Source organism: Brachyspira hampsonii 30446 (assembly GCF_000316195.1).
GTDB classification, from domain to species: domain Bacteria; phylum Spirochaetota; class Brachyspiria; order Brachyspirales; family Brachyspiraceae; genus Brachyspira; species Brachyspira hampsonii_C.
In genome coordinates this window covers 380571-394524 of sequence record NZ_JH994111.1, presented here as the reverse complement: position 1 = coordinate 394524, position 13954 = coordinate 380571, and the positions used below count along the sequence as shown (strand labels likewise).

18 protein-coding genes are annotated in these 13954 nt (G+C 25.3%); all 18 read right to left on the bottom strand.

Features of this window, described 5'->3' with window-relative positions:
• Position 1: 1 nt before the first annotated feature.
• On the bottom strand, positions 2-670 hold the full coding sequence (locus A966_RS06640) for an ABC transporter ATP-binding protein (RefSeq protein WP_008723867.1): 669 nt from the start codon (positions 668-670) through the stop codon (positions 2-4).
• A 2-nt stretch (positions 671-672) separates the two neighbouring features.
• Positions 673-1449, bottom strand: a complete 777-nt coding sequence (locus A966_RS06635; protein ID WP_008723865.1) for a hypothetical protein — start codon at positions 1447-1449, stop codon at positions 673-675.
• A gap of 99 nt (positions 1450-1548) precedes the next feature.
• The gene (locus tag A966_RS06630) at positions 1549-2271 is read right to left on the bottom strand and encodes a hypothetical protein (protein ID WP_008723862.1); all 723 of its coding nucleotides are present in this window, start codon (positions 2269-2271) and stop codon (positions 1549-1551) included.
• Between the two features lie 37 nt (positions 2272-2308).
• A complete protein-coding gene (locus tag A966_RS06625) occupies positions 2309-2659 on the bottom strand; it encodes a hypothetical protein (protein ID WP_008723860.1) in 351 nt (116 codons plus the stop codon).
• 20 nt (positions 2660-2679) lie between these two features.
• The gene (locus A966_RS06620) at positions 2680-3684 is read right to left on the bottom strand and encodes a hypothetical protein (protein WP_008723857.1); all 1005 of its coding nucleotides are present in this window, start codon (positions 3682-3684) and stop codon (positions 2680-2682) included.
• 86 nt (positions 3685-3770) lie between these two features.
• A complete protein-coding gene (locus A966_RS06615; protein ID WP_008723854.1) occupies positions 3771-4427 on the bottom strand; it encodes a permease prefix domain 1-containing protein in 657 nt (218 codons plus the stop codon).
• Positions 4428-4429: 2 nt separating this feature from the next.
• A complete protein-coding gene (locus A966_RS06610; RefSeq protein WP_008723851.1) occupies positions 4430-5080 on the bottom strand; it encodes a permease prefix domain 1-containing protein in 651 nt (216 codons plus the stop codon).
• A 23-nt stretch (positions 5081-5103) separates the two neighbouring features.
• Entirely contained in the window at positions 5104-5433 is a 330-nt protein-coding gene (locus tag A966_RS06605; protein ID WP_008723849.1) for a PadR family transcriptional regulator, read from the bottom strand.
• An 82-nt stretch (positions 5434-5515) separates the two neighbouring features.
• On the bottom strand, positions 5516-6232 hold the full coding sequence (locus A966_RS06600; protein ID WP_008723848.1) for an ABC transporter permease: 717 nt from the start codon (positions 6230-6232) through the stop codon (positions 5516-5518).
• Between the two features lie 45 nt (positions 6233-6277).
• Complete coding sequence (locus A966_RS06595) at positions 6278-6970, bottom strand: ABC transporter ATP-binding protein (RefSeq protein WP_008723846.1); 693 nt, start codon at positions 6968-6970, stop codon at positions 6278-6280.
• A gap of 93 nt (positions 6971-7063) precedes the next feature.
• Positions 7064-7189, bottom strand: a complete 126-nt coding sequence (locus tag A966_RS14055; protein ID WP_456297515.1) for a streptolysin S family TOMM toxin — start codon at positions 7187-7189, stop codon at positions 7064-7066.
• Positions 7190-7511: 322 nt separating this feature from the next.
• Positions 7512-7640: a hypothetical protein gene (locus A966_RS13965; RefSeq protein WP_269798731.1), complete on the bottom strand. Its 129-nt coding sequence runs from the start codon at positions 7638-7640 to the stop codon at positions 7512-7514.
• 732 nt (positions 7641-8372) lie between these two features.
• Positions 8373-8480: a transposase family protein gene (locus A966_RS14020; RefSeq protein ID WP_081588935.1), complete on the bottom strand. Its 108-nt coding sequence runs from the start codon at positions 8478-8480 to the stop codon at positions 8373-8375.
• 413 nt (positions 8481-8893) lie between these two features.
• Positions 8894-9640: a SagF family protein gene (locus A966_RS06590; RefSeq protein ID WP_008723844.1), complete on the bottom strand. Its 747-nt coding sequence runs from the start codon at positions 9638-9640 to the stop codon at positions 8894-8896.
• The gene (locus A966_RS06585; protein WP_008723842.1) at positions 9637-10317 is read right to left on the bottom strand and encodes a CPBP family intramembrane glutamic endopeptidase; all 681 of its coding nucleotides are present in this window, start codon (positions 10315-10317) and stop codon (positions 9637-9639) included. Before A966_RS06585 ends, A966_RS06590 begins: the two co-directional genes overlap by 4 nt.
• Positions 10274-11620 (bottom strand): YcaO-like family protein, encoded by a 1347-nt coding sequence (locus A966_RS06580; RefSeq protein ID WP_008723840.1) that lies wholly within the window; start codon positions 11618-11620, stop codon positions 10274-10276. Before A966_RS06580 ends, A966_RS06585 begins: the two co-directional genes overlap by 44 nt.
• An 18-nt stretch (positions 11621-11638) precedes the next feature.
• Positions 11639-12730 (bottom strand): streptolysin associated protein SagC, encoded by a 1092-nt coding sequence (locus A966_RS06575; protein ID WP_008723838.1) that lies wholly within the window; start codon positions 12728-12730, stop codon positions 11639-11641.
• Positions 12731-12783: 53 nt separating this feature from the next.
• A complete protein-coding gene (locus A966_RS06570; protein WP_008723836.1) occupies positions 12784-13791 on the bottom strand; it encodes a SagB/ThcOx family dehydrogenase in 1008 nt (335 codons plus the stop codon).
• Positions 13792-13954: the final 163 nt, after the last annotated feature.

Here is a 13954-nt window from a genome sequence, read left to right as displayed (position 1 = left end):
ATCAATTTAGTAATAATATACCCTCCCTCATAATATATTTTGTATCAGCATAATTCTCTATCAATTCATCATGCGAAATAAAAAAGCCTATGCCGTTTCTTCTCTTTATAGTGTTTCTTATATATTCATAAATAAATTTGCTTGTGTCAGTATCTAAATTAGCACTTATCTCATCGCCGAATATATAAGGAGCTTCACTTACCAATGCCCTTGCTATGGCTACTCTCTGTTTCTGTCCTCCTGAAAGCTGTTCTGGTTTTTTCTTTTTTAAATTATCTATTTTTAAGTTTTCTAATATTTCATTAACTTTTTTATTTATATTAGAAGAACTTTCATTTAAAAATTTAAGAGGAAGTGCCACATTATCAAATACGCTCTGAGTTTTTAATAGCTCAAGAGACTGTAAAATAAGCCCAATGTTTAAAAGTCTGAAACTGCTTCTTTCTCTATCACTCAATCTTGAAACCTCTTTATCATTCCAATAAACTGATCCCTCTGTAGGAATATCTATACTTGAGAGTATGTGAAGAAGCGTACTTTTACCAGCACCTGAAACTCCAGCCACCCAAACAATTTCTCCGTCTTTTATCTCCAAACTAATATTTTTATTTGCAGCTATATTGTAATCTTTAGTTTTATATATTTTTGATATATTTTCGCATTTTATCATAATTAAAACTCAGAACCCTCCGCACTTAAAAATCCGTCATTACCTTTATCATAAGAGTTTTTTAATAAATACCCGTAAAAACCCTTAGGATACATTTTCAAAGCATTATCCAATTCTTCAAATGCCTTATACGTTTCATTTACTTTCATATATGCCATAGATCTGTAAATATAAGCTCTGTAAATCATATAATCTGGTAAACTGCTTGTATCATTTAATGATGTCATCACAGAATAGTATGCCGCATTATTATAAAAACTCAAAGTAGCTATCTGCCACATTCCATAAACCTGCTTTGCTCTTATATTATTTTTGTTCTTTAATAGAGCCAAACGAGAATAAGTATACATATCAACAATCACGCTGTAAGGATATTTTTTATTGAAAAAAGCAAGAGAAGTAAAAGAGTTAGCAAAATTGGCATAAGCTCCGTAAATATCAGAAGAGCCTTTTTTAAAAACTTTATCCTTTTTAAGATCTTTATATATATCCCCTAATATTTTATAATCCTCTTCAAAAGTTCCGCTTGCTATAGATACATTAGACCATAGAGTGTAGCATTCTATACTTAAATACATTTTCTCTTCTTCGCTTAAATTACTGTTTTTTATTCTGTTTAAAATATCTTTAGCCTCGCTCGTTCTTACAAGTCTCTTACCTGAATGATATTCATTATTTTTATTATCTATTTCTTTTAATATATTATTAGCCTCTCTTGAAACCTCAGCATATAATCCTAAGAAAGAACTAATAAAAATCAAAACAATCACTCTAAACATTTTAATATCCTTATTTATTACAGCAATTTTATATATACTAACAATTTTTAAGTTTATAATCTATTATAATAATCTTATATATAACTATACAACTATATATTAATTAAACATTCCTTTTCCTTTATTATTCATATCAATAACATTTTTTATAAAAGCCCCCTCTGGAAATATATCTTTTGCCATTTTTATGTACTTATCATAATTGGCTTTATCTTTATTTTTAAAATAAGCCTGAGAAGTCCATAAATAAACTACATGTTTTTCCCATTTCTCTTTGGCATTGCTTTCAGCCTTTTTAAATATTGGAATTGCTTTATCTATTCCGCCTCCTACAAACTCCGGACTGTATGACGTAAGTATTGCTTTGCCCAAAAGCGAAGGAAAATGATTGGCATTTACTTTTAAAGCATTATCATATATCTCCCCAGCTTTTGCTGAAAGTTTTATAACATCATTAAATGAAGAATAATTAATAGCACCGCTCATCACATCAGCAACAGAAGACATATAATCAGCATCTTTTTCTGAAAGTAACGGAGTATTCTTATTTATATTATCATTTAATAATTTATAAGTCTCTCTTTTACTTTTAGGATTCATATATATATCCATAAGTAAAATAAGATTCTCATAAGTTTGTTTTTCTATTTTTCCATAATTACCATTTTTTATTTTTTCTATAATAGCATTTAAATCCCCTTCTTTATTTGTATTAATCATATAGTAAAGATTATAAAGTTCATTAAAATCCTTACTATATGAAAAAGCTAAAATAGTCAAAACAAAAGATAAAAATAAAACTGTTAAAATTTTTTTTATCATATTTTAAATCCTCCTTAAAAACAAGATACAATAAAAACTACTCATTGTTAACATCATTATTCAAATTATTCATATTAGCAAAAAACGCTTTGTCTTTTATCTTCATATAAAGTAAAGTTACAGGAGTAGAATCCAAAATAGTAAACATTCTTATAATTTCAAACAATCTAAAAAATATATAATATAAAATACCAATCACTATTGAATAAATAGGAGAATATAAAAATGCAGGAAGTATAAAAAATATGCTAAATATAGCAGTACAAAATATTGCAATTAAACTTAATACTTCTGAATTAAAAGGTATTAAATAAAATGATAAACTCAATGCTGTATAAAAGATTAAGCATATAAAAGAATATATAATTCTATTTTTTACATTTACCATAAATAATAAACTCCAAAACATTAAAACACTATAGTGCTTATTATCAAATTCATAACCAAACTTTTATTATTATCAATACCAAAAGTTAATTGCAAAGGTGTTGACCCGTAAAGGTTATATCCTATTCCTCCGCCTACTGCGTACAATAAATTTCCTTTATCAATACTGCTTTCAAAATATTTTCCGTATCCCACATTTCCAAAAGCAACTAAGTATATATCATTAAAACCAGAAGGAAGAAATCTCATAAAAAATTTATATTCAAGATGAACAAATGTAAGAAAATCCATATTTTTAAGATGAGCTTCTAAATTACTTAAAGGCATCATCATAAGAGAGTATAAATATTTAAACCCTATAGAATATTTTTTATCACTTTTATCAAAATAAGCACTGTATCCTATATAAGGCATAATTCCAAGCTCGCCCCAATAATGAAAGAACGAATAAGGCATACTAGCTGAAACATTATACGAATACTGATTTTCATTAGGTATAATGCTTGCCCCAACTCCAGCATTGAATTTTAATTTATTAACTCCGTCATCAACAAATGTAGAACTTAGACCAACACTTTGATTAATCTTAAAAATAGAACTTAATCTGTAAACCTCCCTCTCAGAAGAAAGTATTTTTCCTATGTTCATTCCATAATAAATCATTACATTATCAAAAGAGTACCCTAATTTTAATTGTCCGTAATATTCTAAATCTTTATAATTAAATGTAGAAAAAGGAGGTGTTATTCCTTGTTTGTAATTTAAATCTATAAAAAATCTTCTGTATCTATACTCCATTCCAACATTAGCAAATATTCCAAATGATGACTCAGAGCCGTAATCAAAACTTATTCCTATACGAGGTACATATACAAAATGTGAATTCTTTTTATACGCATATCCTAAATCAACAGAAAATGGAAATCCAAAATAATTATAACTATAATGAAAACCAGATTTTACAAAATCATTCTGAGCAAAGAGGAAACTTGATAGTATAAAAAATAATAATAATATTCTTTTCAAAACGCCGCACCTATTATTTATCTTATATTACTATTATAGCATAAGTATTATGTCTGTCAATATACTTTGTGTAAAATATTAAAGAATTATTTCTTATATTCAAATATTTTACTCCTAAATAAATGATAATCAGCAATTATAGAAATAGTCCAATTTAATATTCCCATAAAAGCCCAAACAAACCATAAATAATTATTATATTTATAAGTAATAATATTTATAATAAGCATTATTAGCGAATAAACTATAACCGCAATAATAGAGTTTTTTAAATTAATTTTATAAATATCATAACTATACTTTCTTATTTTAGGTTTGATATTATCAGAGAAATTCCAAAGAGAATAAACAACTATATAAATAAATAACATCAAATAAAAATAAGGCATAGTAAGTTTATATCCGATTTTTGTAGTTTCATTAAAAATACTTAAATTCTCTATAATCAAACCCAAAATAAAAGCTAAAAAAGCAGCAGAAAAAGATGATATTAAAACTGTTAATATTTTTATATAAACATTATAAACAATTTTAGCATCTTTGCTTATATCTTCAAAAACTTCATCAATATTTCCTAGACTCTCTATAGCTTTACTGCTTGCCTCTTCATATTTCATTCCATTTTTTACATAATTCTGAACTTTAGAATTAAGCATATCTTTTATTTCATCTAATTGCTCAAGAACTTCTTTTGTATTAGGATATTTCTTTTTAATATTTTTATAAAACTCATTAATATTCATTACTATTTCCTATTAATATTTTTATCAGAATTTTTAAAAAACTTATAAAAGAAAAATACAGTCAAAGGCCAAGATAAAAAATATATAATAACAAATACAAACCAAATATGATGCGGACTAAAGAACATATTGAATATAAATACAGCTAAAGATATAATAAAAAAACCGATTATAGAATATTTTAAATTGATTTTATAATCATTATAAGTATATTCAACTACCTCATATATACTACGCATATTAATAAATGGTATAACTGTAGTTAAAAAAATAGCAATTATTCCAGAAATAATAAAAAATATACTAGCAATCAATGAATTATTTATATAAGAAAAAAATGATATATTATTATTTTTCAAAGATATAAAGCATAATAATAAACTTAAAAAAGCCGCAATAAAAATATCAATAATACCGGCAAATAAATATAATCTGTATTTATTAATAATTTTTGCATCCTTGGATAATTCTTCAAGAAGTGAATCTACATCCCCAAAAGATTTAAGAGCCTTTTTAAAAGCTTCCTCTTTAGAATCATTTATATATTCTTCACTTTTCATATATAAATAATTTCTAAGCTCTTCAATCTGATCTCTAATTTTTTGAGTATTAGGGTATTTATTTTTCAGTTCATTACAAAAATCATCTATCATAATGTTTCTCTTTTATATAAAATCTATTCAATACCAAGAAGTTTATCTATTATCTTCTTTGTGAATAGCCATATATCTCTCTCTTCTTTCAAAAACTTTTTACCTTCTTCTGTAATTTTATAATATTTTCTTCTTCCGCCATGACTTTCATCGCCCCAATAACTTTCTATTAACTTCTTACCTTCGAGCCTTCTTATAGCACTGTATAAAGTCTGACCATTAATCTCATATTCTCCATTAGTTTTATCAGTAATTAATTTAGAAAGCTCATAACCATAAGAATCATTATACTCCAAAAAATGCATAACCACAGCATCTATATGACCTCTTATAATATCACTTTCTATATACATTAAACTAATCCTAAACTAATTATAATATATTTTTTAAGGTAAGATAATAAAGAATTTTGTCAATAGCTAAAAAAATAATTTATTATTTATCAGCATATCTAAAAGTATTAACTGCAAGAATTAAAGCAATTATTAAACATACTAGAAGTACCGCTATACCAATAAAATAAGCATGAAAATCAAAATAAAAAGCACCTCTAAAAGCATTCAAAAAATACTGAAAAATATTTAATTTGCTTAAAATTTGCACTATATTAGGAGCATCATATAATGAATAATACCCATCACTTAAAAACATAGAAGCCATTAAAATAATATTATATAATATGCTTGCTGTCTCATTATTTTTTACAATACTAGAAACAAAGAAGCTTATAAATATATAAAGCAAAGATGCCAATATAATTACAGGCAAAAATAAAAGTATAGAAGCAAAATAAAATTCTAATTTAAAAAATAAAGCACATACAAAAAATACAAATAAACAGCTTATAATAGATATTATTACCCAAGCACAAGATAAACTTATAATATATTTGTATAAAGGAAGAGGCGTTACTTTAAGCAGATTATAAACTCCTCTCCTTCTCTGACTAAGTACATTAAAACTAGTAGTCATAAAAGAATAAGCAAGAACACTCACACAGCTCATAGCAGTAAGTATATGCACAGTATAGCTTTCCATTTTTAAAAAAAGTCCTAATGATATAACTATCACCAAAGGAAAAAATATAGACCAAAATATAAGAAAAGGATCTCTTATAGCTTTTTTCATTGTGAGTTTAAATATAGTTTTCATGATTATTCTTTTATTTCCATAAAATTTAAAAATTTCAAAAATATATTAATAGTTAGTAATATGCAGGTAAAGCTTCTCCAAACTATCAAAATTATATTTATTTAAAAGTTCTTCTTTGCTGCCGCTTTCTAATATCTCGCCTTTATATAAAAATACTATTTTGCCAGCAAGGTCCTCAACTTCCTCTAAATCATGAGAAGTAAAAAGTATAGTCTTATTATTTTTAGCAAACTCTAACAACATATTTTTAACATTATACCTTTCTCTAGGATCCAAACTTGCAGTAGGCTCATCAAATACAAGTAAGTCCGGATTTTGCATAGTAGCTATCATTATAGCAAGTTTCTTCTGTTCACCCCCTGAAAGTTTTATAGCAAGAGTTTTCGGATTCAATCCGTATTTTTTTGTAATGCTTTCTATTTCTTCATCGGTCATTTTTATATCATAAAGTGCTGAAAACATTAATATATTATCTTTTACACTGTATCCATCAAAAAATGGAGTAGACTGAAGCTGAACTCCTATATGTTTTTTATAATTATCTATATTTATTTTTAATTCGCCTTTATCAGCTTTTAATATTCCTAATAATATATTAATTAATGTAGTTTTTCCCGAACCATTAGGACCTACAAGTACTATTATTTCACCTTTATTTATATCAAAATTAACATTCTTTAAAATAAGATTTTTATTAAATTTCTTTTCTATATTTCTAGCACTAATCAATGTTTCCATTATAACCAACTTAATTATTATTATAAATAACCTGCTGCATTAATAAAACCAATACAGCAGGCGTATTAATTTACTATAAAATATTATAATAAATTATTTGGTTGTTACGCTAAAGCAGCATGAACAACAACAAGAACAGCAACATCCTCCAGGAGTCAACACAACAGATTGACTTTTTAGAGAACATGTTGTTCTTAGTTTAGAAGAATATTTAATCATATAACAACTCCTTCAAAGAATATCCATTATTTAAGATATTCTTTAAATTATTTATTATTGAATGCTATATATATAACACAAATATAAATAAATGTCAATAGTATATAAAATATTTTTATAACTTTTTTATATAAATATTTTTCAATGCAAATAAAAAAGAGGCTTTTTGCAGCCAACTTTTTATCAAAATTTTATCATTATTTTTGATAAATAACTTCTTTCCATAAAGAACTAACAGTTAAACCAGTATCAGTAAATGTAAAAATCTCTTCAATTCCTACAAAAGCCGTTTTAAATGAATTATCAGATAATTTATATATTGTTATTTTGTAACTGTAAGCTCTGAGGTAGAATAATCTCCATTAAGATAAGGAGTAGTTTCTCCGTTCTTTAAAATAAGATTTTTATTAAATTTCTTTTCTATATTTCTAGCACTAATCAATGTTTCCATTATAACCAACTTAATTATTATCGTAAATAACCCGCTGCATTAATAAAACTAATATAGCAGGCGTATTAATTTACTATAAACTATTAGACTTGTTTCAAAAGTACTTGACAAATAATTTAATAAGTTTATTATTTTATGATAAATATAAATAATATTAATTATAGTTTAATTAAATGTTTTACTTATTGTGTAAATTGTATGTTTAAGCTAGAAAATGCAGTTCTCTTGGTTCTTTTATACCAATAAAAGAACTGGGGTTTGGCACGAATGTCTGCTTCGCAGCAAAGCCCCAACTAAATTTAAAAATATTAAATTAAAAATTTATAAATTTAGTTTTGAAACAAGTATAATAATTTTTTTATCATTCTTTACTTGTATGTAGTTTTTATTAGACTTGTTTCAAAACTACTTGAAAAAATTACATATAAAAATTTCATAATTTTATAATTTATAAAATAATGTTTGACATGTTTTATAAATTATTGTTTTAGTATATAAATATGCAGTCTTTTTGCTTCTCGCCTGCCGAAGGCACGCACGGCGAGGCGTACTTCGTATGTGCCACACCGAAGGCGGACAGGCGTCACAAAAGAAGTGTGGTTTGGCACGACTGTGTGCTTCGCAGCAAAGCCCCAACTATAATCAAAAAAATATTAAATTAAAAAACTATAAATATTAAAAATTTGAGTTTTGAAACAAGTCTATTATTCAAAATAAGATACAATAATTCTTCTATATAATGAATACTTGAGAAATAGTAGAAGCAGATACATTAAAATAGAAAGATAATTGTCTAAAAGTGATGTATTGTTTGAAATATACAAAAGTGAGAAAAAGCATCGTTTCTAAAGAGGGTTTTCGCGGTCTGCCGTTATTACAATCCTTATATACTTTTCTTAATTTTTCTAAAAGAAAGAAATATGTTTTTTAAGCCAATAATACTTTGACAATCAATCATTTTAATAAAAACCTTTTTTAATAAGATATTAACATAATTATTGCTTTAATGAAAGTACAAAAGCATTTGTCAAGTACTTTTTGAAACAAGTCTATTATAATAAATTAGTTGACTACTACGCTAACGTAGCAAGAACAACAACAAGAACAGCAACATCCTCCAGGAGTCAACACAACAGATTGACTTTTATAGAACATGTTGTTAGTAGTTTAGAAGAATATCTAATCATATAACAACTCCTTTTGATGTTTTTCATATTAAATTTTCTATATAAAATATATAAAAAAATTAATACCTAATTTTTATAAAATTTGTCCATATTCTCGAACTGTCCAAAATAATAAAGTGTAAAAGATATATTAGCAAATATAGAAGGAATTAAACTTCCGCTATATTCAAATGAGATAGTATTAATAGCTGTAACAATAAAACAAGCTATTGTAAATATCAATGCCTGCTTTATATTATTTACTCTCAAAATTTCTTCTAATGAAAATAAAATACTTACTATGAAAATAGTAAAAAATATACTGTAGTCGCTAAACTTCATTTTCACAGCTAAGTATATTACTCCGTTGAAGAATAAACATTTAATTATACTGGCAAACATTATCAAAGTCCATTTAGGATTGCTTCTTGAAGAATAAAGCATATATACTGAAGGAACTAATAATATATTATTAAAGATAGTATTTACTTTCATATCACTATTTAATATACTTATTACGCTAATAATAAGTTCAAAAGAAGATATAACAGCAAAAATATTTATAAAAATATAAATTATATATTTTCTTTCTATAGATAAATATGATAAAATATTTTGTTTTTCTACTAAACTTATTACAACAGCAAAAAAAATCATTAATAGCCAATATATATAAGTGCTTACATAAACATATATTTCATCATATTCAAGCTTGCTATGATTCATTAATTTAAAGCAAATATTATTAATTATATTAGTATGTTCTAAAAACTTGATTATAATGCCTAATATAAAAGATACTGCTATATAAGGTAAAAGAGTTAAAAATATCAATTTAATGCCTCTCTTTTATTTCTTCTAAATGATAGTATATATAAAATAAAGTTCTGTAAAAAATGAGTAATTACAGGTGCTATTATACTAAAAGAAGAAAATACAAACAATAAAGAATAAATAATCCCTACAATAAACTTCTGAAATACAGCATTAGCTCCGAAATATATATGATTAATGGAATATATAAATGCTGAAAGTATAATAATAATATGAATATTAATATTAAATATATTATAAGTGATATTAAAAAAAACCTGCCTGAAAATCATCTCTTCACATAAAACACCTATGAATATTATTATTATATCAAATAATATATTCTTTTTTTCTATTATTTTATGAACTTCTATACTTTTTATCCAGAATTTATATTTAAAAAAATGAATCAGCATTGACTCAAATATTTCTAATCCAATACATACAAAGGACATAATAAAAGCTAAAACAACAAAATAAATATCAATATGATAATTAATTATTCCTATATATCCTGTAAAAAATAGCATTACCACAAATAAAAGATGACTTAAACTATTTGGAAGTATAGTATTAATCTTTCCTAAATTTAATTTGAAAAATACTCCTATCAAAGAAGTAGGAAAAGAAATGGCAAGCAGTACAAGAAAAGCACTAAGGTAATGGGTGTGGAAATTCATTATTTGAAATTCCTCCATTATTAATAATCCTAGGGTGCTTACTGTAAGGGAAAGCAGGCATTGACATTTGAACAAGCTCCGGAATATATACACGAATAACATGCAAATCTTTATCCGATATTTCGGAAGATGTAATATCCAAATAAACTGCATATTTAGATACATTATAAAGACCTTTTAATAAATACTCCAAATCAGACTCAGTATTTACTTCGAGGTTTTTATATTTTTTTAATTCGATTTTTTCCTGAACTTTACTGTTAATAAATTTTAAATTCTTATCTTTATTGACAGCATCAGCCCAATAATTAACATTACTGTCAAGATTAAGATAATTTTTTTCAGATACAGTCTCCAAATAATCCGCCGGCATTGATAAAGGTCCGTTAATATTTAATGTAAGTATAGCTAAAGCCTCCATAAAGGCTCTGTATATAACTTTTCTAGGATTAAGCCCAGAAGAAGCCCCTACAACAATATAAGGAGATTTTTCACTTTTATTTACAAGCATAACAGTAAAAACATATCCTAATTTTTTGTCAACTGTATAATCAAAAACTCTAACATTATAATCAATATCTTTTAAAATACTATTTATAACTTCATTAAGAATATCATCATCAATAATAATTTCTTTGACTTTACTCTCTGTATACCATTTTATCATGCATGCATCGCATTCTATAATTTCATTGACAGCAGATTTCAAGGCAAGCGGAATACTTTTATGACTTGCACTTCCCTTTGAAAATCCCCCTATAAATATTTTTTCCTTCTTATCCCTTCTAATAATATGAGATAAAAAGAAATTCTGTGCAGGTACATAATACTCTTTTTCTTTGTCAAATAAAGAAGGGAGAAGTACCCAAGACAATACATCATCTTCTGTTATATTTTCTAAAATACCTATACTATTTAATTTATTACAGTCTTCATCGCTATATATCTTAACATATTCAAAAGGTATTATATTATCAGGATACTTTTCTTTTAATTGATTATAGGAGGCATATTTTAATTTTTCTTCAAAGTATAAATTTGCTGTAAATAATGCATATCTTTCAATGCCTTCACCCAATAATCTAATAACAGCCTCATCTCTATAAATACCATAACCTGAAAGATGATAATTAACTTCAGCATTATCGCCTAATAATATTTTATGATAATCCGGAAGCATAGCAGTACATGTATTGATATTTTCAGCAATAACAGAATTAGCCTGCATTATAATAAGAGAATCCATAATACCTGTCTGATGACCGCAAATAGAATTGTATTTATTTAATATATTTTTATAGCTTGGGTAATATTTAATCATATATTGTCCATCATTTAATCATTTTATTATCACTTTACTTGAAAAATTTTCTATTATCTGTTTTGAAGAAGTATACATCTCATTATATTTAGCCTTACTTATATGACCGCATGCAGGACAGAAAGGTACTCTAAGTAAATCCTGAATCTGAATCTCTATTAAAGGTATATAAACATTAATAACTCGTCCTGCTAGTTTGCATTTACCTATAGATGCAAATAAAAATGCTTCATATAATGCAAGAGAAGTAAATGTCTGTAAAATAGGTGTTATATAAGTTCTTTTACCATTATATTTAAAATTCATACTCTGCTTAACAAATTTATTATAAACTGATAAACTTTCATTTCTAGCCACTACTCTATTTTCAAAACATTCATAACATCCGGTTTCTTTACCTTTTATTGTAGTAATATTTAAAAACGGTCCGTCTAATATTGATATAACTATTGGTATAGATTTATCCAGAAGAAGTCTATTTATATTTCTAAGTAAATTTAATCTAGGCTTCTCAACACTTACAACAATACAGGAAATATCATCAAATAAATTTATTAATTCTTTATGTTTTTCTATGTTGTCAATGGCATCTGTAGTATCTGTAAGATTTGCTTTCTCTATTTTTTTTATATCATCAATATCCATCATGATGACATTCATATACAAATCTTCTGATGTTAATTTTGCATACTCTTTTAATCTGTCATTATCAGTAATGAACATTATTTTATTCTTCTGAACCTTACTTTCATCTGGTATATCATAAAAATATTCTCCTATGAACTCATAAACAGTATTAAGCATATTATTTTTTTTATCATCATACTCTAAAAATCTATTGCCTATAAGAGAAGATATAATCTCATTCAAAAAGTCACTATCTTTATCATTAAGAGAAAATTTCTTTACTATATCATCAAAAGAAATTAATTTATCATCAAAAAGTTCTTTAGAAATGAACATAACAGCTTCTTTTATATCATCATTTAAATCATTAAGCTCTAAAGAAGCCTCCTCAAAATTCCATACTCCTTTTCTAAATCTAATCTCATGATCAGAATTAAAGAAGATACTTACATTATCATAAAGTTTAATATTTTTTTTATCCATTTTTATAACCTATTATTTTTTATATATGTTTATATTACATAAATTTAATTATTTTATTTTGAAAGTAAAGTCAAATGCACAACATGATTTGTATTACCATCAATATTAAGTAAATCTTCAGATAAAGTTTTATTAAATCCTCCAATATCACATGCAGAAATACCGCTTGCAGCAGCAGTAAGCTGTATATTTTGAGCAATCTCTCCTGTTTCTATCAAAGCAAATTGAAGTGCCATATCTCCGTACTTCCTCGAATTCTCATACAAACTATAAACATAATAAACAGATAATGCTACTTTTCTTAAATCTATACCGCCTCCGAAAACATTATTGTTATAATAATTTTCTAAATCTTCATCGCTAAATAATTTTATTTTTTCAAGCGAATGAGTAAAAGGCATGTATTTATATATACCTTTATCAAGATTATTTATATTAAGTGCGGCTATATAAAGATATATAGGATAAAGTCCTCCGCCTGAAGGAGCTGTTCTCAGCTTTGATATATATTTATCTCCGAAAGTTATTGTATCATATTCATTTTTATTTAAATTAAAATCAAAATCTCCTGAAATTCCATCTCCATAATAAAGTAAAGTAGATAAATCAACTAATGTTAATGGATTGCCTTTAAAATCTCTTCTGCTTCTTCTTGACCTTATTACAGATCCTATAGAGGCATTAATATTTTTATACGGTGGAAGTTTCAATGCATTTCCCTTTTTATGCACTTCTTCTTCTAATAATACCCTGTTACTTAAAGCCGCATCTATAGGAAATGATGAATAACTTACAACATTTAGCAGAGAAGATAAATCTATTGATGATTTTTTAGAGTTTAAAAGATATTCCTCACTAATATTTCTATTTACTTCTGAATGCATAGCAGCCCTGTATGATGATTCAGAAGTTTTTATCCCTATAGTATCTGCATAAATAGAAACTGGTATATTGGAAGAAAAATTTACAACACTAAAAAGCAACGGTATTTCCTTTGCTTCCAATTCTTCTCTTGATACCTCTATTTTTTTTAATTTATTTTTTAAATTTTTATCTTTCATATAAACAACTATCTCTAAATATATTTTTATAAACAGCAAATAATTAATTTAGTAAAAAAATTAAATATATTTTTATAAACAGCAAATAATTAATTTAGTAAAAAAATTAAATATATTTTTATAAACAGCAAATATTTAATTTAGTAAAAAAAATTAAATACAT

Bases quoted from the DNA above. Each gene is read 5' to 3' on its own strand.
- A966_RS06570 (WP_008723836.1), bottom strand. From the start codon at position 13,791: ATGAAAGATAAAAATTTAAAAAATAAATTAAAAAAAATAGAGGTATCA.
- A966_RS13965 (WP_269798731.1), bottom strand. From the start codon at position 7,640: ATGGAAACATTGATTAGTGCTAGAAATATAGAAAAGAAATTTAATAAA.
- A966_RS06600 (WP_008723848.1), bottom strand. From the start codon at position 6,232: ATGAAAACTATATTTAAACTCACAATGAAAAAAGCTATAAGAGATCCT.
- A966_RS06605 (WP_008723849.1), bottom strand. From the start codon at position 5,433: ATGTATATAGAAAGTGATATTATAAGAGGTCATATAGATGCTGTGGTT.
- A966_RS06635 (WP_008723865.1), bottom strand. From the start codon at position 1,449: ATGTTTAGAGTGATTGTTTTGATTTTTATTAGTTCTTTCTTAGGATTA.
- A966_RS06630 (WP_008723862.1), bottom strand. From the start codon at position 2,271: ATGATAAAAAAAATTTTAACAGTTTTATTTTTATCTTTTGTTTTGACT.
- A966_RS06615 (WP_008723854.1), bottom strand. From the start codon at position 4,427: ATGAATATTAATGAGTTTTATAAAAATATTAAAAAGAAATATCCTAAT.
- A966_RS06610 (WP_008723851.1), bottom strand. From the start codon at position 5,080: ATGATAGATGATTTTTGTAATGAACTGAAAAATAAATACCCTAATACT.
- A966_RS06625 (WP_008723860.1), bottom strand. From the start codon at position 2,659: ATGGTAAATGTAAAAAATAGAATTATATATTCTTTTATATGCTTAATC.
- A966_RS14055 (WP_456297515.1), bottom strand. From the start codon at position 7,189: ATGATTAAATATTCTTCTAAACTAAGAACAACATGTTCTCTAAAAAGT.
- A966_RS14020 (WP_081588935.1), bottom strand. From the start codon at position 8,480: ATGCTTTTTCTCACTTTTGTATATTTCAAACAATACATCACTTTTAGA.
- A966_RS06640 (WP_008723867.1), bottom strand. From the start codon at position 670: ATGATAAAATGCGAAAATATATCAAAAATATATAAAACTAAAGATTAC.
- A966_RS06580 (WP_008723840.1), bottom strand. From the start codon at position 11,620: ATGATTAAATATTACCCAAGCTATAAAAATATATTAAATAAATACAAT.
- A966_RS06575 (WP_008723838.1), bottom strand. From the start codon at position 12,730: ATGGATAAAAAAAATATTAAACTTTATGATAATGTAAGTATCTTCTTT.
- A966_RS06595 (WP_008723846.1), bottom strand. From the start codon at position 6,970: ATGGAAACATTGATTAGTGCTAGAAATATAGAAAAGAAATTTAATAAA.
- A966_RS06585 (WP_008723842.1), bottom strand. From the start codon at position 10,317: ATGGAGGAATTTCAAATAATGAATTTCCACACCCATTACCTTAGTGCT.